The organism is Citrobacter sp. Cpo147 (genome assembly GCF_030332405.1).
Taxonomy (GTDB): Bacteria; Pseudomonadota; Gammaproteobacteria; order Enterobacterales; family Enterobacteriaceae; genus Citrobacter; species Citrobacter portucalensis.
Genome location: NZ_JAOWHX010000031.1, coordinates 64,230 through 82,077, shown reverse-complemented (window position 1 = coordinate 82,077; position 17,848 = coordinate 64,230). Strand labels below are relative to the sequence as shown.

At 52.6% G+C, this 17,848-nt stretch carries 19 protein-coding genes; 13 read left to right on the top strand and 6 right to left on the bottom strand.

What is annotated here, in order from left to right; translation table 11 throughout:
• Positions 1 to 37 precede the first annotated feature (37 nt).
• From folC to hisP, 10 genes are all read left to right on the top strand, one after another.
• Complete coding sequence (gene folC, locus OGY06_RS10185) at positions 38 to 1,306, top strand: bifunctional tetrahydrofolate synthase/dihydrofolate synthase (protein ID WP_063940566.1); 1,269 nt, start codon at positions 38 to 40, stop codon at positions 1,304 to 1,306.
• Complete coding sequence (gene dedD / locus OGY06_RS10180) at positions 1,296 to 1,958, top strand: cell division protein DedD (RefSeq protein WP_267440554.1); 663 nt, start codon at positions 1,296 to 1,298, stop codon at positions 1,956 to 1,958. Before folC ends, dedD begins: the two co-directional genes overlap by 11 nt.
• A 213-nt stretch (positions 1,959 to 2,171) precedes the next feature.
• The gene (gene cvpA, locus OGY06_RS10175) at positions 2,172 to 2,660 is read left to right on the top strand and encodes a colicin V production protein (RefSeq protein ID WP_003028129.1); all 489 of its coding nucleotides are present in this window, start codon (positions 2,172 to 2,174) and stop codon (positions 2,658 to 2,660) included.
• Positions 2,661 to 2,693: 33 nt separating this feature from the next.
• Positions 2,694 to 4,211 (top strand): amidophosphoribosyltransferase, encoded by a 1,518-nt coding sequence (gene purF / locus OGY06_RS10170; protein WP_003028127.1) that lies wholly within the window; start codon positions 2,694 to 2,696, stop codon positions 4,209 to 4,211.
• A 96-nt stretch (positions 4,212 to 4,307) separates the two neighbouring features.
• Entirely contained in the window at positions 4,308 to 4,877 is a 570-nt protein-coding gene (locus OGY06_RS10165; RefSeq protein WP_003028125.1) for a UbiX family flavin prenyltransferase, read from the top strand.
• Positions 4,878 to 5,164: 287 nt separating this feature from the next.
• Positions 5,165 to 5,947, top strand: a complete 783-nt coding sequence (argT, locus tag OGY06_RS10160; protein ID WP_003834788.1) for a lysine/arginine/ornithine ABC transporter substrate-binding protein ArgT — start codon at positions 5,165 to 5,167, stop codon at positions 5,945 to 5,947.
• 247 nt (positions 5,948 to 6,194) lie between these two features.
• Positions 6,195 to 6,977, top strand: a complete 783-nt coding sequence (hisJ, locus tag OGY06_RS10155; protein WP_003028120.1) for a histidine ABC transporter substrate-binding protein HisJ — start codon at positions 6,195 to 6,197, stop codon at positions 6,975 to 6,977.
• A 186-nt stretch (positions 6,978 to 7,163) separates the two neighbouring features.
• On the top strand, positions 7,164 to 7,850 hold the full coding sequence (locus tag OGY06_RS10150; RefSeq protein ID WP_003028118.1) for a histidine ABC transporter permease HisQ: 687 nt from the start codon (positions 7,164 to 7,166) through the stop codon (positions 7,848 to 7,850).
• On the top strand, positions 7,847 to 8,554 hold the full coding sequence (gene hisM, locus OGY06_RS10145) for a histidine ABC transporter permease HisM (protein WP_003028116.1): 708 nt from the start codon (positions 7,847 to 7,849) through the stop codon (positions 8,552 to 8,554). The genes OGY06_RS10150 and hisM overlap by 4 nt, the downstream gene beginning before the upstream one ends.
• A 13-nt stretch (positions 8,555 to 8,567) precedes the next feature.
• Entirely contained in the window at positions 8,568 to 9,341 is a 774-nt protein-coding gene (gene hisP, locus OGY06_RS10140) for a histidine ABC transporter ATP-binding protein HisP (RefSeq protein WP_003028114.1), read from the top strand.
• Between the two features lie 33 nt (positions 9,342 to 9,374).
• Here the strand turns inward: hisP and OGY06_RS10135 are convergent, their stop codons facing one another.
• From OGY06_RS10135 to yfcG, 4 genes are all read right to left on the bottom strand, one after another.
• Entirely contained in the window at positions 9,375 to 9,890 is a 516-nt protein-coding gene (locus OGY06_RS10135) for a GNAT family N-acetyltransferase (RefSeq protein ID WP_074170577.1), read from the bottom strand.
• A gap of 71 nt (positions 9,891 to 9,961) precedes the next feature.
• Positions 9,962 to 10,855: a TIGR01777 family oxidoreductase gene (locus OGY06_RS10130; RefSeq protein WP_286605261.1), complete on the bottom strand. Its 894-nt coding sequence runs from the start codon at positions 10,853 to 10,855 to the stop codon at positions 9,962 to 9,964.
• Positions 10,856 to 10,875: 20 nt separating this feature from the next.
• On the bottom strand, positions 10,876 to 11,238 hold the full coding sequence (folX, locus tag OGY06_RS10125) for a dihydroneopterin triphosphate 2'-epimerase (protein WP_003028107.1): 363 nt from the start codon (positions 11,236 to 11,238) through the stop codon (positions 10,876 to 10,878).
• A gap of 54 nt (positions 11,239 to 11,292) precedes the next feature.
• Positions 11,293 to 11,928, bottom strand: a complete 636-nt coding sequence (gene yfcG, locus OGY06_RS10120; RefSeq protein WP_003834779.1) for a GSH-dependent disulfide bond oxidoreductase — start codon at positions 11,926 to 11,928, stop codon at positions 11,293 to 11,295.
• A gap of 134 nt (positions 11,929 to 12,062) precedes the next feature.
• On the opposite strand from yfcG, the gene yfcF reads away from it, so the two are divergent.
• The 3 genes from yfcF to yfcD are packed head-to-tail and all read left to right on the top strand — an operon-like array spanning position 12,063 to position 13,925.
• A complete protein-coding gene (gene yfcF / locus OGY06_RS10115; protein ID WP_193134242.1) occupies positions 12,063 to 12,707 on the top strand; it encodes a glutathione transferase in 645 nt (214 codons plus the stop codon).
• Positions 12,708 to 12,762: 55 nt separating this feature from the next.
• Positions 12,763 to 13,314, top strand: a complete 552-nt coding sequence (gene yfcE / locus OGY06_RS10110) for a phosphodiesterase (RefSeq protein WP_003834777.1) — start codon at positions 12,763 to 12,765, stop codon at positions 13,312 to 13,314.
• 56 nt (positions 13,315 to 13,370) lie between these two features.
• Entirely contained in the window at positions 13,371 to 13,925 is a 555-nt protein-coding gene (gene yfcD, locus OGY06_RS10105; protein WP_003834775.1) for an NUDIX hydrolase YfcD, read from the top strand.
• A 56-nt stretch (positions 13,926 to 13,981) separates the two neighbouring features.
• Here yfcD and yfcC read toward each other — a convergent pair whose 3' ends face one another.
• Both yfcC and pta read right to left on the bottom strand, forming a co-directional pair.
• Entirely contained in the window at positions 13,982 to 15,502 is a 1,521-nt protein-coding gene (yfcC, locus tag OGY06_RS10100) for a putative basic amino acid antiporter YfcC (protein ID WP_063940562.1), read from the bottom strand.
• A gap of 199 nt (positions 15,503 to 15,701) precedes the next feature.
• A complete protein-coding gene (gene pta / locus OGY06_RS10095; RefSeq protein ID WP_003834771.1) occupies positions 15,702 to 17,843 on the bottom strand; it encodes a phosphate acetyltransferase in 2,142 nt (713 codons plus the stop codon).
• Positions 17,844 to 17,848: the final 5 nt, after the last annotated feature.

Here is a 17,848-nt window from a genome sequence, read left to right as displayed (position 1 = left end):
CTTTTGCTTTTCTCAACGTAAAGAATCTACAGGCATCATGGACAATAAACGTATCCCTCAAGCCGCGTCGCCCCTGGCGTCGTGGCTTTCTTATCTGGAAAACCTGCACAGTAAAACCATCGATCTGGGCCTTGAACGCGTCAGTCAGGTGGCGCGTAAACTGGGTGTGTTGAAACCTGCGCCATTTGTTTTTACGGTGGCAGGAACCAATGGGAAAGGCACAACCTGTCGTACGCTGGAATCTGTGCTGACTGCGGCAGGCTATAAAGTTGGGGTGTACAGTTCGCCTCATCTGGTGCGCTACACGGAACGCGTACGCGTGCAGGGGCGTGAACTGCCGGAATCAGCCCATACCGCCTCGTTTGCTGAGATTGAAGACGCACGGGGTGACATTTCCCTGACCTACTTTGAATACGGTACGTTATCGGCACTCTGGCTGTTTAAACAGGCCCAGCTGGATGTCGTTATTCTGGAAGTGGGGTTAGGCGGCCGCCTTGACGCCACCAATATCGTCGATGCCGATGTCGCAGTAGTCACCAGTATTGCGCTTGACCATACTGACTGGCTGGGCCCGGATCGCGAAAGTATTGGTCGTGAGAAGGCGGGAATTTTCCGCGCAGAGAAACCGGCCATCGTCGGCGAACCGGAAATGCCTTACACCATCGCGGATGTCGCTCAGGAGTGCGGGGCGGTTTTGCAACGTTGCGGTGTGGACTGGCGCTATGCGGTCACGGAGAACGACTGGTCGTTTACTGATGCTCATGGAACGCTGGCGCACCTGCCGTTACCGCAGGTGCCACAACCTAATGCTGCAACCGCACTGGCTGCACTGCGCGCAAGCGGCCTTAACGTCAGCGAGCAGGCTATTCGTGACGGTATCGAACAAGCGATTTTACCGGGGCGCTTCCAGATTGTGAGCGAGTCGCCGCGGGTGATTTTTGATGTTGCCCATAACCCGCATGCGGCGGAGTATCTGACTGGACGTCTGAAAAAGTTAGTGAAAAGCGGGCGTGTACTTGCGGTTATCGGTATGCTACATGATAAAGATATTGCTGGTACGTTGGCCTGGCTGAAAAGCGTGGTTGACGACTGGTACTGTGCGCCCCTGGAAGGGCCGCGTGGAGCAACGGCAGAACAGCTGCTGGAGCACCTGGGCAAAGGCAGCGCCTATGACAGCGTGGCGCAGGCATGGACTGCGGCACTGGCTGAGGCGAAGCCAGAAGATACCGTGTTGGTGTGTGGATCGTTTCACACTGTCGCACATGTCATGGAAGTAATAGACGTGGGGAGAAGCGGTGGCGAGTAAGTTTCAGAACCGATTAGTCGGCACAATTGTGCTGGTCGCGCTCGGGGTAATTGTGCTTCCCGGGCTGCTTGACGGGCAAAAAAAGCATTATCAGGATGAATTTGCAGCGATCCCACTGGTGCCTAAACCCGGCGATCGCGATGAACCAGACATGATGCCTGCAGCAACGCAGGCGCTGCCGACTCAGCCGCCGGAAGGGGCGGCAGAAGAGGTGCGTGCGGGTGATGCTGCCGCGCCATCGTTGGATCCATCACGTTTGACGACGGCAAACAGCGCGGAGTTAGATCCTGTTCCTGCGCCTGTGGAACCACCGAAACCTAAACCGAAGCCTGTTGCCGTCGCCCCGACGCCAACGCCGGCACCGACTCCAGCGCCGAAACCGGCCGCTGAGGAAGCGCCAGCGCCAACCGGCAAAGCGTACGTTGTACAACTCGGTGCATTGAAAAACGCGGATAAGGTCAATGAGATCGTGGGTAAACTTCGTGGCGCGGGCTTCCGGGTATATACTTCCCCGTCAACGCCGGTGCAGGGTAAAATAACCCGCATTCTCGTAGGGCCTGACGCCTCCAAAGATAAGCTGAAGAACTCGCTGGGCGAGCTGCAGAAGATCTCTGGTTTGAGCGGGGTGGTGATGGGGTATACCCCTAACTAAGGGATTGCGTTACGTTGCTCTGATGTAGGCCGGATAAGGTGTTTACACCGCCATCCGGCAGTGCCCGAAGAGGCATAAAATCGTATGGCGTTGAAGATTTTTTCAACGCCATTTTTATTTACGCGTGGAAAGGAAATCCCTACGCAAACGTTTTCTTTTTCTGTTAGAATGCGCCCCGAACAGGACGACAGGGCGTAAAATCGTGGGACACATATGGTCTGGATTGATTACGCCATTATCGCGGTGATTGGTTTTTCCTGTCTGGTTAGCCTGATCCGTGGCTTTGTTCGTGAAGCATTATCGTTGGTGACTTGGGGTTGTGCTTTCTTTGTCGCCAGCCATTACTACACTTACCTGTCTGTCTGGTTTACGGGCTTTGAAGACGAACTGGTTCGAAATGGGATTGCTATCGCGATACTGTTCATCGCGACACTTATCGTCGGCGCTATCGTTAACTTTGTGATAGGCCAACTGGTAGAGAAAACAGGACTGTCGGGTACCGACAGGGTGTTGGGGATTTGCTTCGGTGCTTTGCGTGGAGCGTTGATCGTCGCCGCCATACTGTTCTTTCTCGATACCTTTACCGGTCTGTCGAAAAGTGAAGACTGGGGTAAGTCACAGCTGATCCCGCAGTTCAGTTTCATCATCAGATGGTTCTTTGACTATCTGCAAAGCTCGTCAAGTTTCTTGCCCAAAGTATAAACTTTGGGTCGTTGCTGAACGAGGAAAAGACGTATGTGCGGTATTGTCGGTATCGCCGGTGTTATGCCGGTAAACCAGTCGATTTATGACGCGTTAACGGTGCTCCAGCATCGTGGTCAGGATGCTGCGGGCATCATCACCATTGATGCCAACAACTGCTTCCGCTTGCGTAAAGCAAATGGAATGGTGAGCGATATTTTTGAAGCGCGCCATATGCAGCGTTTGCAGGGCAATATGGGCATCGGTCATGTGCGTTACCCAACGGCTGGCAGCTCCAGCGCCTCCGAAGCTCAACCTTTTTACGTCAACTCACCGTATGGCATTACGCTTGCCCACAATGGCAACCTGACCAACGCGCATGAGTTGCGTAAAAAGCTGTTTGAAGAAAAGCGCCGCCACATCAATACCACTTCAGATTCTGAAATTCTGCTGAATATTTTCGCCAGCGAGCTGGATAACTTCCGCCATTACCCGCTGGAAGCCGACAATATTTTTGCTGCCATTGCGGCAACCAACCGCCAGATTCGCGGCGCCTATGCCTGCGTGGCGATGATTATCGGTCACGGCATGGTTGCCTTCCGCGACCCTAACGGTATCCGTCCGCTGGTGATGGGCAAACGCGATATTGGCGATGGCCGTACCGAGTACATGGTGGCGTCTGAGAGCGTAGCGCTGGATACGCTGGGCTTTGAATTCCTGCGCGACGTAGCACCTGGCGAAGCGGTGTACATCACCGAAAAAGGCCAGCTGTTTACTCGTCAGTGTGCTGATAACCCGGTGAGCAATCCGTGTCTGTTTGAATACGTTTACTTCGCTCGCCCTGACTCCTTTATCGACAAGATTTCCGTCTACAGCGCCCGTGTGAATATGGGGACTAAGCTTGGCGAAAAAATTGCCCGTGAGTGGGAAGATCTGGACATCGATGTAGTAATCCCAATCCCGGAAACCTCCTGTGATATCGCGCTGGAAATTGCCCGTATTCTCGGTAAGCCGTACCGCCAGGGGTTTGTGAAAAACCGCTATGTGGGCCGTACCTTTATCATGCCGGGCCAGCAGTTGCGTCGTAAATCTGTGCGCCGTAAGCTGAACGCTAACCGTGCGGAATTCCGTGATAAAAACGTGCTGCTGGTGGATGACTCCATCGTGCGCGGCACCACTTCAGAACAGATTATCGAGATGGCGCGTGAAGCTGGCGCGAAGAAGGTGTATCTGGCCTCTGCCGCCCCGGAAATTCGCTTCCCGAACGTTTATGGCATCGATATGCCTACGGCGACGGAGCTGATTGCGCATGGTCGCGAAGTGGACGAGATTCGCCAGATAATCGGCGCAGATGGTCTGATCTTCCAGGATCTGAACGATCTGATTGAAGCTGTCCGTGCTGAGAACCCGGATATTCAGCAGTTTGAATGTTCAGTGTTTAACGGCGTGTACGTTACTAAAGACGTCGACCAGCAATATCTCGATTTCCTCGACTCCCTGCGTAATGACGATGCCAAAGCGGTGTTGCGTCAGAACGAAGCGGAAAACCTTGAGATGCACAACGAAGGTTAATGTTTGCTCGCAAGCAAGGACGCAACCTGCGCCCTTGCTTGCAACTCACCGTAATTTCCTGCAAAGTCGGCCCTGAGCAAGTAAGGGCGATTACACATGAAACGACTCATCATTGGTATTTCTGGTGCAAGCGGGGCAATTTACGGCGTGCGCCTGTTGCAGGTATTGCGTGACGTCACTGATGTGGAAACCCACCTGGTGATGAGTGCCGCTGCCCGGCAGACGCTGGCGCTGGAAACGGACCTCTCTGTGCGCGACGTGCAGGCGCTGGCAAATGTGAATCACGATACCCGTGATATCGCCGCCAGTATCTCCTCCGGCTCTTTTCAGACCGCCGGAATGGTTATCCTGCCTTGTTCAATCAAAACGCTTTCTGGCATCGTCCACAGTTACACCGATGGGTTGCTTACCCGTGCGGCAGATGTAGTGTTGAAAGAACGTCGTCCGTTGGTGCTGTGTGTACGCGAAACACCGCTGCATTTGGGGCATTTGCGATTGATGACGCAGGCGGCAGAAATTGGGGCGGTAATTATGCCACCTGTTCCGGCGTTTTATCATCGTCCGCAAACGCTCGATGATGTGATTAATCAAACGGTTAATCGCGTGCTTGACCAGTTTGATATTACCCTTCCGCAGGACCTGTTCACCCGCTGGCAAGGGGCGTAAGCCGTTCCATCAGCGTGCAAAGAATCATCGGTTGCCCTGTTTCAGGGCAATTTTGTAACCGCGATCATATCCTCAACATTTAATTCGTTAAAACTCAACGAAACGCTGCGGTTCAACCGCCAGACCTGCTATCTTCAAAATCAGGACATTATTGCAACGTTTTATTAACATATTTAACGTCGAATATCCTCATCGACGCTAAAATGGCATAAGACCTGCATGAAAAAGTCTGCAAACACACAACACAACGTAAAACATAATAAAATTACGCTACTTGAGGGTTATGTATGAAGAAGACGGTTCTTGCTTTGTCTTTGCTGGTAGGACTCTCCGCCACCGCGGCCAGCTACGCAGCACTTCCGCAGACGGTTCGTATTGGTACAGATACAACGTACGCTCCTTTTTCCTCTAAAGATGCCAAAGGCGACTTTGTCGGTTTTGATATCGATCTGGGAAATGAGATGTGTAAGCGCATGCAGATCAAATGCACCTGGGTTGCCAGCGACTTTGATGCGCTGATCCCATCGCTGAAAGCGAAAAAAATTGATGCCATCATCTCCTCGCTTTCTATCACCGAAAAGCGTCAGCAAGAGATTGCGTTCTCAGACAAACTTTACGCTGCAGACTCACGTCTGATCGCCGCGAAAGGTTCCCCAATTCAGCCGACTCTGGATTCCCTCAAGGGTAAACACGTTGGCGTCCTGCAAGGCTCTACTCAGGAAGCCTATGCCAATGACAACTGGCGCAGCAAAGGCGTGGACGTGGTGGCCTATGCGAACCAGGACCTCATCTATTCTGACCTGACGGCAGGCCGTCTGGACGCGGCATTACAAGATGAAGTCGCGGCCAGCGAAGGCTTCCTGAAGCAGCCTGCTGGTAAGGATTACGCTTTTGCCGGTCCGTCGGTGAAAGATAAAAAATACTTTGGTGATGGAACCGGGATTGGCTTGCGCAAAGATGATACAGAGCTGAAAGCCGCTTTCGACAAAGCGCTGGGCGAACTGCGTAAAGACGGCACCTACGACAAAATGGCGAGCAAATATTTTAATTTTAATGTCTACGGCGATTAATACAGCGGCGTGGGGAATTGGCTGCACCATTGCGGGTAACCATTTCGGTGCATAATAAATTCAGTGCACTGTTTTGGTGCTTTTATCGCTGACTTAATAGGCATGAGTGCATACTTAAGCGCTTTTCATGCAAATAAATACCGCCGACAGGGTAGAATGCTTTGCCTTGTCGGCCTGATTAATGGCACGATAACTGCACCTGGTCCTGTAAAGATCCCCTATAAAAGACAGTCTGTTGAGGATAGTTATGAAAAAACTGGTGTTGTCTCTTTCTCTGGTTCTGGCTTTCTCCAGTGCTACCGCAGCATTTGCAGCCATTCCGCAAAAAATTCGTATCGGTACCGATCCTACTTATGCGCCGTTCGAATCGAAGAATGCGCAGGGTGAATTAGTCGGTTTTGATATCGATCTGGCTAAAGAGCTGTGCAAACGTATCAATACGCAATGTACCTTCGTGGAAAACCCTCTGGACGCGCTGATCCCTTCGCTAAAAGCGAAGAAAATTGATGCCATCATGTCCTCGCTTTCCATTACTGAAAAACGTCAGCAGGAAATCGCATTTACCGACAAGCTTTATGCAGCAGATTCGCGTCTGGTTGTCGCTAAAGATTCTGCTATTCAGCCGACCATTGAGTCGCTGAAAGGTAAACGTGTTGGTGTGCTGCAGGGCACTACCCAGGAAACGTTCGGCAACGAACACTGGGCGCCAAAAGGTATTGAGATTGTCTCTTATCAGGGGCAGGACAATATCTATTCTGACCTGACTGCCGGGCGTATTGACGCCGCGTTCCAGGATGAAGTCGCGGCTAGCGAAGGCTTCCTGAAACAGCCAGTCGGTAAAGATTACAAATTCGGCGGCCCGTCTGTGAAAGACGAGAAGTTGTTCGGCGTGGGTACCGGTATGGGACTGCGCAAAGACGATAACGAGCTGCGCGAAGCGCTGAACAAAGCCTTTGCCGAAATGCGAGCTGACGGTACTTACGAGAAGCTGGCGAAAAAGTACTTCGATTTTGATGTTTACGGCGGTTAATTACCGCAGGTGCTGATAAAGCCCGTAGATTTTTGACGCGTTGAATTTATGCCCGATGGCACCGCGCTTATCAGGCCTACGGTGATTTTGTAGGCCAGATAAGGCAAAGCCGCCATCCGGCATTTAACGGTTAGTCTGAAATCAAAAGAGGCTTACTACTCCACCACACACGACAGGACAGGCAGCATGTTGTATGGCTTTTCAGGTGTTATTTTACAGGGCGCAATTGTTACGCTGGAGCTGGCACTCAGCTCGGTGGTACTGGCGGTTCTGATAGGTCTTGTCGGCGCAGCAGCAAAGCTGTCGCAAAGCCGGGCAATGGGGCTCATTTTCGAAGGGTACACAACGCTAATCCGCGGTGTGCCCGATCTGGTCTTAATGCTGCTCATCTTCTACGGATTACAAATCGCGCTGAATACCATTACCGATGCCATCGGTATCGGCCAGATTGATATTGATCCGATGGTTGCGGGCATTATCACCCTTGGATTCATCTACGGTGCCTACTTTACCGAAACTTTTCGCGGTGCGTTTATGGCTGTACCAAAAGGCCATATTGAAGCCGCGACGGCGTTTGGCTTTACCAGCTCACAAATATTTCGTCGCATTATGTTCCCGGCGATGATGCGATATGCCTTACCGGGAATCGGTAATAACTGGCAGGTTATTCTTAAGGCTACGGCGCTGGTATCGTTGCTTGGACTTGAAGACGTGGTGAAAGCGACTCAGCTTGCCGGGAAGAGTACCTGGGAGCCGTTCTATTTTGCCGTCGTGTGCGGGGTCATCTATCTGGTGTTTACCACTGTTTCTAATGGTGTGCTGCTGTACCTTGAGCGCCGCTATTCCGTGGGTGTGAAGAGGGCTGACCTGTGATCGAGATTATTCAGGAGTACTGGAAGTCCCTGCTGTGGACCGACGGATATCGCTACACTGGCGTCGCTATCACCCTGTGGCTTTTGATTTCGTCAGTAGTGATGGGCGGAATACTGGCACTCTTTTTGGCGATTGGTCGCGTTTCCAGTAACAAATTTATCCAGTTTCCCATCTGGCTATTCACCTATATTTTTCGTGGGACGCCGCTGTACGTTCAGCTACTGGTGTTTTATTCCGGGATGTATACGCTGGAGATAGTTAAAGGCACGGACTTCCTCAACGCGTTTTTCCGCAGCGGGCTGAATTGCACCGTGCTGGCGCTGACGCTGAATACCTGCGCCTATACCACGGAGATTTTCGCCGGGGCTATCCGTTCCGTGCCTCACGGTGAGATTGAGGCTGCGCGCGCATACGGTTTCTCGTCATTCAAACTGTATCGATGCATTATTTTACCTTCCGCGCTGCGTATTGCGCTGCCGGCATACAGCAATGAAGTTATTTTAATGCTGCACTCAACGGCGCTGGCATTTACTGCAACGGTGCCTGATTTGTTGAAAATCGCTCGCGATATCAACTCGGCAACGTATCAGCCGTTTACCGCATTCGGTATTGCCGCTGTGCTGTATTTGATTATTTCGTATGTCCTGATCAGTCTGTTCCGTAAAGCGGAAAAACGCTGGTTGCAGCATGTATCCTCTAAATGATTCGAGTAACACGATGTCTGAAAATAAATTAAACGTTATCGATTTACATAAGCACTACGGCGAACATGAAGTGCTAAAAGGGGTATCGCTGCAGGCCAACGCGGGTGATGTTATCAGCATTATTGGCTCGTCAGGTTCCGGTAAAAGTACCTTCCTGCGCTGCATTAACTTTCTCGAGAAACCGAGTGCCGGGTCGATTGTCGTCAGTGGTCAGAACATTGGTCTGGTGCGCGACAAAGACGGCCAGTTGAAGGTTGCGGACAAAAATCAGCTACGCCTGCTGCGTACGCGTCTGACGATGGTTTTTCAGCACTTTAATCTGTGGAGCCACATGACGGTGCTGGAAAACGTCATGGAAGCGCCGATTCAGGTGTTGGGGCTGAGCAAGCAGGAAGCTCGCGACCGTGCGGTGAAGTATCTGGCTAAAGTGGGCATTGATGAGCGCGCACAGGGCAAATATCCGGTGCACCTGTCCGGTGGTCAGCAGCAGCGTGTTTCCATTGCCCGTGCGCTGGCGATGGAACCGGAAGTGTTATTGTTTGATGAACCTACGTCGGCGCTTGATCCTGAGTTGGTGGGGGAAGTGCTGCGCATTATGCAACAGCTGGCTGAAGAGGGGAAAACCATGGTGGTGGTGACCCACGAAATGGGGTTTGCCCGTCATGTTTCCACGCACGTGATATTCCTGCATCAGGGGAAAATTGAGGAAGAGGGTGACCCGGAACAGGTATTCGGTAATCCGCAAAGCCCGCGTTTGCAGCAGTTCCTCAAAGGTTCGTTGAAGTAAATCACCTGCCCGGAGGCGCTACGCTTTCCGGGCTTACAATTTTAGCGCGTCGCACTCCAGCCGAAACACCCAGTCGTCGTAGGCGATGTCGTCAATCTCATACGCCTTTTCCAGTACCTGCGTACGTACAAAGCCTGTCTTTTCCAGAATACGGATTGAACCTTTATTATCCGCCAGCGCGTATGCGTTTATCGCCGTCACACCTGCATGCTCGAAGGCATACTGGCACACCGCGCGGACGGCTTCGCTGGCAATACCTTTCCCCTGAGCCTGTGGCATGATGGCGTAGCCGAGGTCGGCTTCATGCGGGTAAAGATGGCTGATTTGCAGACCAATATCGCCGAGTGGCGTTGGGCTGTTATGCTCGCGGATGACGAAAGTGTGCTGTGCGGCCAGACGTCTGGCGAATAACAGCCGGGTATCTTTCGCCGGGGCGATGTTGCCCATATAGCGCATGACTTCAGGACATTCACGGAGTTTCTGGAAAAATGACCAGTCAGAAAATTGAAACAAAGAAAGGGTAAGTCGGGGAGTCGATATTATCGCCATAACGTCGCCATTGCGGAAATCTGGTCTATAACCTTACCACCACAACGGCGACTGTGAATAGCGCTTAGGGGTTATCGGATGACATCCGCCAGCGCTTCCTCTAAATCGTACCAGCGAAACGTAAAACCGGAAGCTTCCAGGCGTTTGGGCAATGCGCGTTGCCCACCAAGGACCAGTACTGACGATTCCCCCATCAGCAGTCGCATAGCGGTGGCGGGAACGCGCAGAATGGCAGGGCGGTTCAGAGCGTGACCCAGCGCGTGGGCAAACTGCTCATTATGCACCGGGTATGGCGAAACCATATTGAAGGGACCGCGTAGATCGTTATTCAGCAGCCAGATAATTCCGTTGACCATATCATCAACATGGATCCAGGCCATATACTGGCGTCCGTTACCGATCGGGCCGCCTAAGCCAAGACGAAACGGCGGGACCATTTTTGCCAGAATGCCGCCTGCTGAGGCCAGTACCACGCCGGTACGCAGCATACATACGCGGGTTTTGTCGCTTTGCGCAGTGCTGGCAATTTGCTCCCAGCGGGCGCACAGCTTGTGGGTAAATTCGTTATGCGGTGGCTCTTCTTCCGTAACCACAACTTCGCCCAAATCGCCGTAGTAACCGGTAGCGGAACCGGAGATTAACACTGAGGGCGGCGTCTCGCTGGCATTGATTAAATCGACCAGTTTCTGCGTAATGCCCCAACGGCTCTGGCACAAGCGTTCCTTTTGCTGTGCGCTCCAGCGCTTATCTGCAATAGGCTCTCCGGCAAGGTTAATCACGGCATCAATATTATTGAGATGTTGCCGCTCTTCCAGTCCTTTCCATAACGTGACCCGAGAGTCGAGAATCTGACGAGCCTTATCAGGGGTACGTGTCACTACGATTATCTGATGCCCCAGTTCCAGCAGGCAGGGGATCAGATGACATCCAATCAGGCCAGTACCGCCGGTAATCAGAATCTGCATGTCGCCTCCCGGGTTACGTTTTAGCGCTGCCAGCTCAGCGTCATTGATACTGAATCGGCATAACGCAATGCGTGAAGTTTATCTATCTCCACTTCAGCATAAGTGACCCAGTGATGTTCGCGTGCGATATCGAGCACATCTTGAGTTAATTTTTCTAACAATGAGAAGCGGTTACCCTCCACGTGGGCAATGATGCTTTTGGTGATAGTGCGATAATTCAGCGCGTCGTTGATATCTTCGCTGGTACGGGCTTTGTCTGCCGGATAGTGAATGGCAATGTTGATGACGATATCCTGGCGATTAAGGATCTCCTCTTCTTTGATGCCGATAAAGGTGCGCAGACGAAGGTTTTTTATACGAATAATGGCGTCAGGTTGTGACATTGCAGGTTTCCTCCATGTATGAACCTCTGCATGATACACGAGAACCGAATTGCGTCACCGCTTCTCACTCTGTGCTTGCTGCATGGCGCGTTCCGTGGCGGGACGCGTACGGATGCGTTCGTGCCAGTTATTGACTGCCGGATAGTTGTCGAGATCGATGCGCTGACGCTGATGGGCGTGGATCCACGGCCAGCAGGCAATGTCAGCAATGCTGTAGTGATCGCCTCCCAGCCAGGGTGACGTTTCCAGACGTTTATTCATCACGTTGTACAGGCGCTGGGTTTCAACCTGGTATCTTTCAATAGCGTAAGGGATCGTTTGCGGAGCGTAATGACTGAAATGATGATTCTGCCCCAGCATAGGACCCAGACCGCTGACCTGCCAGAACAACCACTGGAGCGTGGTGTGGCGTTCGCGTAATTCACCGCTGAGCAGCTTACCGCTCTTCTCCGCCAGATAGAGTAAAATTTCTCCGGACTCAAACAGGCTGATGGGCCTTCCGCCGTCCACCGGGGCATGATCGATAATGGCCGGGATTTTATTGTTCGGCGAGATCTGCAGAAAATCGGGGCGAAACTGGCTACCTTTGCTGATATCGACATGAATCAGACGGTATTGCAGCTGTGCCTCTTCAAGAAACAGCGTGATTTTGTGACCGTTTGGCGATGGCGTGTAATAGAGATCGATCATTTTCAGCATCCGTTTTGTCATGAACCGGGTCATTACAAGTATAGAGCCTGTTGGCGTGCGTGAGTTTTCATCAAGTGACAGCGAGAGAAAGACTCTATATTTTGAAGGCAAGCCAATACACTTCAGAGGACATTATGAGCAAATCTGCAATTACGCTGTGGTCAGATGCCAATTTTTTCTCCCCTTACGTGCTGTCTGTTTATGTTGCTCTGCAAGAGAAAGGGCTACCTTTTACGCTGAAAACCGTTGATCTCAATAGTGGTGAACACTTGCATCCTTCATGGCAAGGTTACGCCTTGACGCGCCGGGTACCGGTTCTTGAGATCGATGGTTTTGAACTGAGCGAATCATCAGCGATTACGGAATTCCTGGAAGAGAGCTTTGCACCGCCACAGTGGGAGCGTATCTACCCACACGATGTACAAAAGCGCGCTCGGGCGCGCCAGGTTCAGGCGTGGATCCGCAGCGATTTAATGCCTATCCGTGAGGAACGATCAACAGATGTCGTTTTTGCTGGCGTGAAGAAAGGACCGTTAAGCGAAGCGGGAAAAGCCAGTGCGGAAAAACTGTTCGCTACTGCGAGCAGTTTACTGAGCCACGGTAAGCAGAATTTATTTGGCGAATGGTGTATCGCTGACTGTGATATAGCGCTAATGCTTAATCGCCTGGTCCTGAATGGCGATGAGGTTCCAGAAGCGCTTGCGGAATACGCCACCTTCCAGTGGCAGCGCGCCTCAGTACAGCGTTTTATCGCGCTTTCAGCGAAGCGTTCCTGCTGAAAAACGGGCCGTAATCCAGTATCATTACAAGGTAATTTTCAGCGAGGAGTGAGTGATGAAACTGATGTTCGCATCGGACATTCATGGTTCGTTGCCAGCCACGGAACGCGTACTCGAACGGTTTGCTGCAAGCGGCGCGCAATGGCTGGTGATATTGGGTGATGTTTTAAACCACGGGCCGCGTAATGCGCTTCCAGAAGGCTATGCACCTGCGCAGGTTGCTGAACGGCTGAATGAGCTGGCATCGCGAATTATTGCGGTACGTGGTAATTGCGATAGCGAAGTGGATCAGATGCTCCTGCATTTTCCGATGACTGCGCCGTGGCAGCAAATTCTGACAGAAAACCAGCGACTCTTTTTGACGCACGGACACCTTTTTGGCCCGCAAAATATGCCGGCGCTCAATGCGGGCGATGTTCTGGTTTATGGGCATACTCATCTGCCGGTTGCTGAGCGGCGCGAGGATATCTATCATTTCAATCCCGGCTCGGTAAGCATCCCGAAAGGGGGCTTTGCGGCAAGTTACGGGATTCTGGATGATAATGTTCTCAGCGTAATGGCACTCAATGATCAAAGTGTTATTGCACAGGTCGAGATTAATCCGTAATTTACCCCACAAACATAAACGCGCCGTAAGAGCGCCAGAAAAAAGAAGGTTTCCTGATGGTGGAACAGCGTCGTTTGGCAAGTACTGAATGGGTGGATATTGTGAATGAAGACAACGAAGTCATTGCACAGTCCAGCCGGGAACAAATGCGGGCGCAACGCTTACGCCATCGTGCAACGTATATCGTTGTGCATGATGGTATGGGCAAAATTCTGGTTCAACGTCGCACTGAGACAAAAGATTTTTTGCCCGGCATGCTGGATGCCACCGCAGGCGGTGTGGTTCAGGCTGACGAGCAGATGCTGGAATCAGCGCGTCGTGAAGCAGAAGAGGAACTGGGGATTGCGGGCGTGCCGTTTGCCGAGCATGGTCAGTTTTACTTTGAAGACCAGAACTGTCGCGTATGGGGTGGGTTGTTTAGCTGCGTTTCCCACGGACCGTTTGCGCTTCAGGAAGATGAGGTCAGTGAAGTTTGCTGGTTGACGCCGGAAGAAATTACCGCGCGCTGCGACGAATTTACACCGGACTCCCTGAAAGCCCTGGCGCTGTGGATGACCCGCAACGCCAAGAATGAAGGGGCGAAAGCCGAAAAGCAGGAAGAAGCTGAGTAAACTCTGTTCATCCGGCCTACTGCGTCGAGAAATCGAGTAGGCCGGACGCACACTTTTTAATGGTAACCCATCATCTGCGCGCCAATCACCACCACGCTGGACATAATAAACAGCAGTCCCAACAGCGTAGCACCTACCTTCAGCCAGTTACGAAAATCCACCCGACAAACGCCTAACGTAGCCATCAGAGATGCTGACGTCGGATAGATAATATGACTGAATCCGTCGCCAAACTGGAAGGCCAGGACCGTGACCTGACGGTTTACGCCAACCAGATCGCCCAGCGGTGCCAGTAGCGGCATGGTTAACGCAGCCTGACCAGAGCCGGAAGTGACGAAGAAATTAAATACTGCCTGGAACAATAGCATAAACCACGCCGCGATGGCGTTATCCAGCCCGCTGATGCCATTGGCAATGCTGTGCAGCAGAGTGTTTAACACGCTGGCTTCACCCGCCTCTCCATTACCGACCAGCAGTAAAATGCCTTTGGCAAAACCAACCAGCAGGGCAGGGGCAATCATCATTCGTGCACCCTCAGTGAATGAGGAGGCCATGATGTTGACCGTCATGCCGTTGAGCCGGAACACGACGCCGATAATGCCAATCACCAGACCCATCGTGAAGAACTGACTGGCGATCTCAGGAATAAACCACGCGTTGACGATAACGCCCCAGACAACCCAAATCATCACCGCGGTCAGCACCAGTAGCACTAACCAGTCGCCCAGCGTGAAGCGTCGTTCCACGACCTCGTCCTGCTGCTCGCGAAAGAAGCGGTCGGATTCATGTACCCGGGACAAAAGCGGATTCTTTTTGATACGCGCCGCATAGGCCAGCGTGAAGGTCAGCCCGATTAGTGTAGCGATCACCCAGACCACGATGCGTAGCCCGGAACCAGAGAGCACCGGTACTCCCGCAATACCTTGCGCGACCACCACGCAAAATGGGTTCATCCATGAGCTGGCGAAACCAATCTGAGTCGCGATATAGGTAACCAGAACGGTGGTGATACTGTCGTAACCTAGCCGTACCATCAAAGGCGCGATGATAATGGCAAAGGCAACAGCCTCTTCCCCCATGCCAAACACCGCGCCGCCTAAGGAGAAGAGAATAAACAGCACTGGGATAAACAGGACCTCGTTGCCCCGCGTATGGCGAATGAGCGCCAGGATGCCGTTATCAATGGTGCCGGTACGCATAACGATGCCGAATGCGCCGCCAATGACCAGCATAAACATAATGATGCCCACAGCGGTACCGAATTTCGAGCCGGAGGTTAATCCTTCAAACGGGAAATTCATCAGGCCTGGGCGTTCATCTCCGGTGGTGAATAACTGCACCCGGTGATACTGCTCTTCACCTGCGTCGTTGGTCAGAATACGAAAGGAATGGGGGTCAACCACCTTACGGGTTTTGGTTTGTCCATCAACCTGATACTGAACTTCCTGGCTATCGAACATCCCGACGGGAACAACCCATGTTGCCAGACTGGTTAAAATGGCGACGAAAAAAATAATCACCAGCGTGTCGGGCATCGCCCATTTTTTAGCTGGCTGTGATTCTGTTACTGCTGACATGAAAGACTATCCCTGTTGCAACGCAAAAGAGAGTAAGTATGCGAACAGAAGAATGGTTATTCATTGATGCAGCGCATTCAGGCAAATATTTCAGATTATGCCAAAGGGGAAACAGACATAAAAAAACCGGAAATATCAGCTATTTCCGGTTTGATAAGCAGATGTGTTGCCGGATAAGAGATCCGGCACACTCGGCAGATTACTGCTGCTGGGAAGACTGGATCGCGGTCAGTGCGATGGTGTAGACGATATCGTCTACCAGCGCGCCACGAGACAGGTCGTTCACCGGCTTGCGCATACCCTGCAGCATCGGCCCGATGGAGATCAGGTCGGCAGAACGCTGTACCGCTTTGTAGGTGGTGTTACCGGTGTTCAGATCCGGGAAGATGAACACGGTAGCGCGACCTGCAACCGGAGAGTTCGGCGCTTTGGATTTCGCTACGTCAGCCATAACGGCGGCGTCGTACTGCAGCGGACCGTCGATCATCAGGTCAGGACGTTTTTCCTGCGCCAGACGGGTTGCTTCGCGAACTTTCTCTACGTCGCTACCTGCACCAGAAGTACCGGTGGAGTAAGAGAGCATCGCTACGCGCGGTTCGATACCGAAGGCAATTGCGGAATCAGCGGATTGAATCGCGATTTCTGCCAGCTGCTCTGCGGTCGGATCCGGGTTGATCGCGCAGTCGCCGTAAACGTAAACCTGATCCGGCAGCAGCATGAAGAACACGGAAGACACCAGGGAGCTACCCGGCGCAGTTTTGATCAGCTGCAGCGGCGGACGGATGGTGTTCGCGGTGGTGTGTACTGCACCAGAAACCAGGCCGTCAACGTCGTCTTGCTCCAGCATCAGGGTACCGAGAACCACGTTGTCTTCCAGCTGTTCGCGGGCAACGGTTTCGGTCATACCTTTGTTTTTACGCAGTTCGACCAGGCGAGCAACGTAGCTTTCGCGAACCACATCTGGATCAACGATTTCTACGCCAGCGCCCAGTTCAACGCCCTGAGAGGCTGCAACGCGGGTGATCTCATCCGGGTTACCCAGCAGTACGCAGGTTGCGATACCACGTTCAGCACAGATGGCTGCTGCTTTAACGGTACGCGGTTCGTCGCCTTCCGGCAGAACAACGCGTTTGCCCGCTTTGCGCGCCAGCTCGGTCAACTGGTAACGGAACGCTGGCGGAGACAGACGACGGCTGCGCTCAGAGGTCGCAGTCAGGGATTCAATCCAGTCAGCGTTGATGTAGTTAGCAACGTATTCCTGGACTTTCTCAATGCGCTCGTGATCGTCAACCGGAACTTCCAGGTTGAAGCTCTGCAGGCTCAGAGAGGTCTGCCAGGTGTTGGTGTTTACCATGAATACCGGCAGGCCGGTTTCAAATGCACGTTCGCACAGTTTAGTGATGCGCGCGTCCATTTCGTAGCCGCCAGTCAGCAGCAGGGCACCGATTTCCACGCCGTTCATGGCCGCCAGGCATGCTGCAACCAGCACGTCAGGACGATCTGCGGAAGTTACCAGCAGGGAGCCTGCGCGGAAGTGTTCCAGCATGTGTGGAATGCTGCGTGCGCAGAACGTCACAGACTTCACGCGACGGGTGTTGATATCGCCTTCGTTAACGATGGTGGCGTTCAGGTGACGCGCCATATCGATTGCACGAGTAGCGATCAGATCGAAGCTCCATGGCACCGCGCCCAGAACCGGCAGCGGGCTGGATTCTTGCAGTTTAGCCGGATCAACTTTGATCACTTTCGCTTTGGAAGAGTCGTCGAAAATCTCGGACAGATCCGGGCGAGTACGGCCCTGCTCATCAACCGGTGCGTTCAGTTTGTTAACGATTACGCCGGTGATGTTGGTGTTTTTCGCGCCGCCGAAGCTGCTGCGAGTCAGTTCAATACGCTCGTTCAGCTGTTCCGGGGTGTCGGTACCCTGAGACATAACGAAGACGATTTCCGCGTTCAGCGTTTTCGCGATTTCGTAGTTCAGGGACTGCGCGAACTGATGTTTACGGGTTGGGACCAGGCCTTCAACCAGTACAACTTCAGCGTCTTTGGTGTTCGCGTGGTAGTTCGCTATGATCTCTTCCATCAGCACATCTTTCTGATTGCTGGACAGCAGAGATTCAACGTGGCTCATCTTCAGCGGCTCAGCGGCTGGCAGAGAAGAGTTAGCGCGGACGATGCTGGTAGTCTGGTCTGGCGCATCGCCACCGGCACGCGGTTGAGCAATCGGCTTAAAGACGCTCAGACGAACGCCTTTGCGTTCCATTGCGCGGATCACGCCAAGGCTGACGCTGGTCAGGCCGACGCTGGTTCCGGTAGGGATCAGCATAATAATACGGGACACGGTTT

Bases quoted from the DNA above. Each gene is read 5' to 3' on its own strand.
- hisP (WP_003028114.1), top strand. From the start codon at position 8,568: ATGTCTGAAAATAAATTAAACGTTATCGATTTACATAAGCACTACGGC.
- purF (WP_003028127.1), top strand. From the start codon at position 2,694: ATGTGCGGTATTGTCGGTATCGCCGGTGTTATGCCGGTAAACCAGTCG.
- yfcF (WP_193134242.1), top strand. From the start codon at position 12,063: ATGAGCAAATCTGCAATTACGCTGTGGTCAGATGCCAATTTTTTCTCC.
- argT (WP_003834788.1), top strand. From the start codon at position 5,165: ATGAAGAAGACGGTTCTTGCTTTGTCTTTGCTGGTAGGACTCTCCGCC.
- yfcC (WP_063940562.1), bottom strand. From the start codon at position 15,502: ATGTCAGCAGTAACAGAATCACAGCCAGCTAAAAAATGGGCGATGCCC.
- OGY06_RS10150 (WP_003028118.1), top strand. From the start codon at position 7,164: ATGTTGTATGGCTTTTCAGGTGTTATTTTACAGGGCGCAATTGTTACG.
- hisJ (WP_003028120.1), top strand. From the start codon at position 6,195: ATGAAAAAACTGGTGTTGTCTCTTTCTCTGGTTCTGGCTTTCTCCAGT.
- OGY06_RS10135 (WP_074170577.1), bottom strand. From the start codon at position 9,890: ATGGCGATAATATCGACTCCCCGACTTACCCTTTCTTTGTTTCAATTT.
- folC (WP_063940566.1), top strand. From the start codon at position 38: ATGGACAATAAACGTATCCCTCAAGCCGCGTCGCCCCTGGCGTCGTGG.
- yfcG (WP_003834779.1), bottom strand. From the start codon at position 11,928: ATGATCGATCTCTATTACACGCCATCGCCAAACGGTCACAAAATCACG.
- yfcD (WP_003834775.1), top strand. From the start codon at position 13,371: ATGGTGGAACAGCGTCGTTTGGCAAGTACTGAATGGGTGGATATTGTG.
- yfcE (WP_003834777.1), top strand. From the start codon at position 12,763: ATGAAACTGATGTTCGCATCGGACATTCATGGTTCGTTGCCAGCCACG.
- folX (WP_003028107.1), bottom strand. From the start codon at position 11,238: ATGTCACAACCTGACGCCATTATTCGTATAAAAAACCTTCGTCTGCGC.
- cvpA (WP_003028129.1), top strand. From the start codon at position 2,172: ATGGTCTGGATTGATTACGCCATTATCGCGGTGATTGGTTTTTCCTGT.
- OGY06_RS10165 (WP_003028125.1), top strand. From the start codon at position 4,308: ATGAAACGACTCATCATTGGTATTTCTGGTGCAAGCGGGGCAATTTAC.
- OGY06_RS10130 (WP_286605261.1), bottom strand. From the start codon at position 10,855: ATGCAGATTCTGATTACCGGCGGTACTGGCCTGATTGGATGTCATCTG.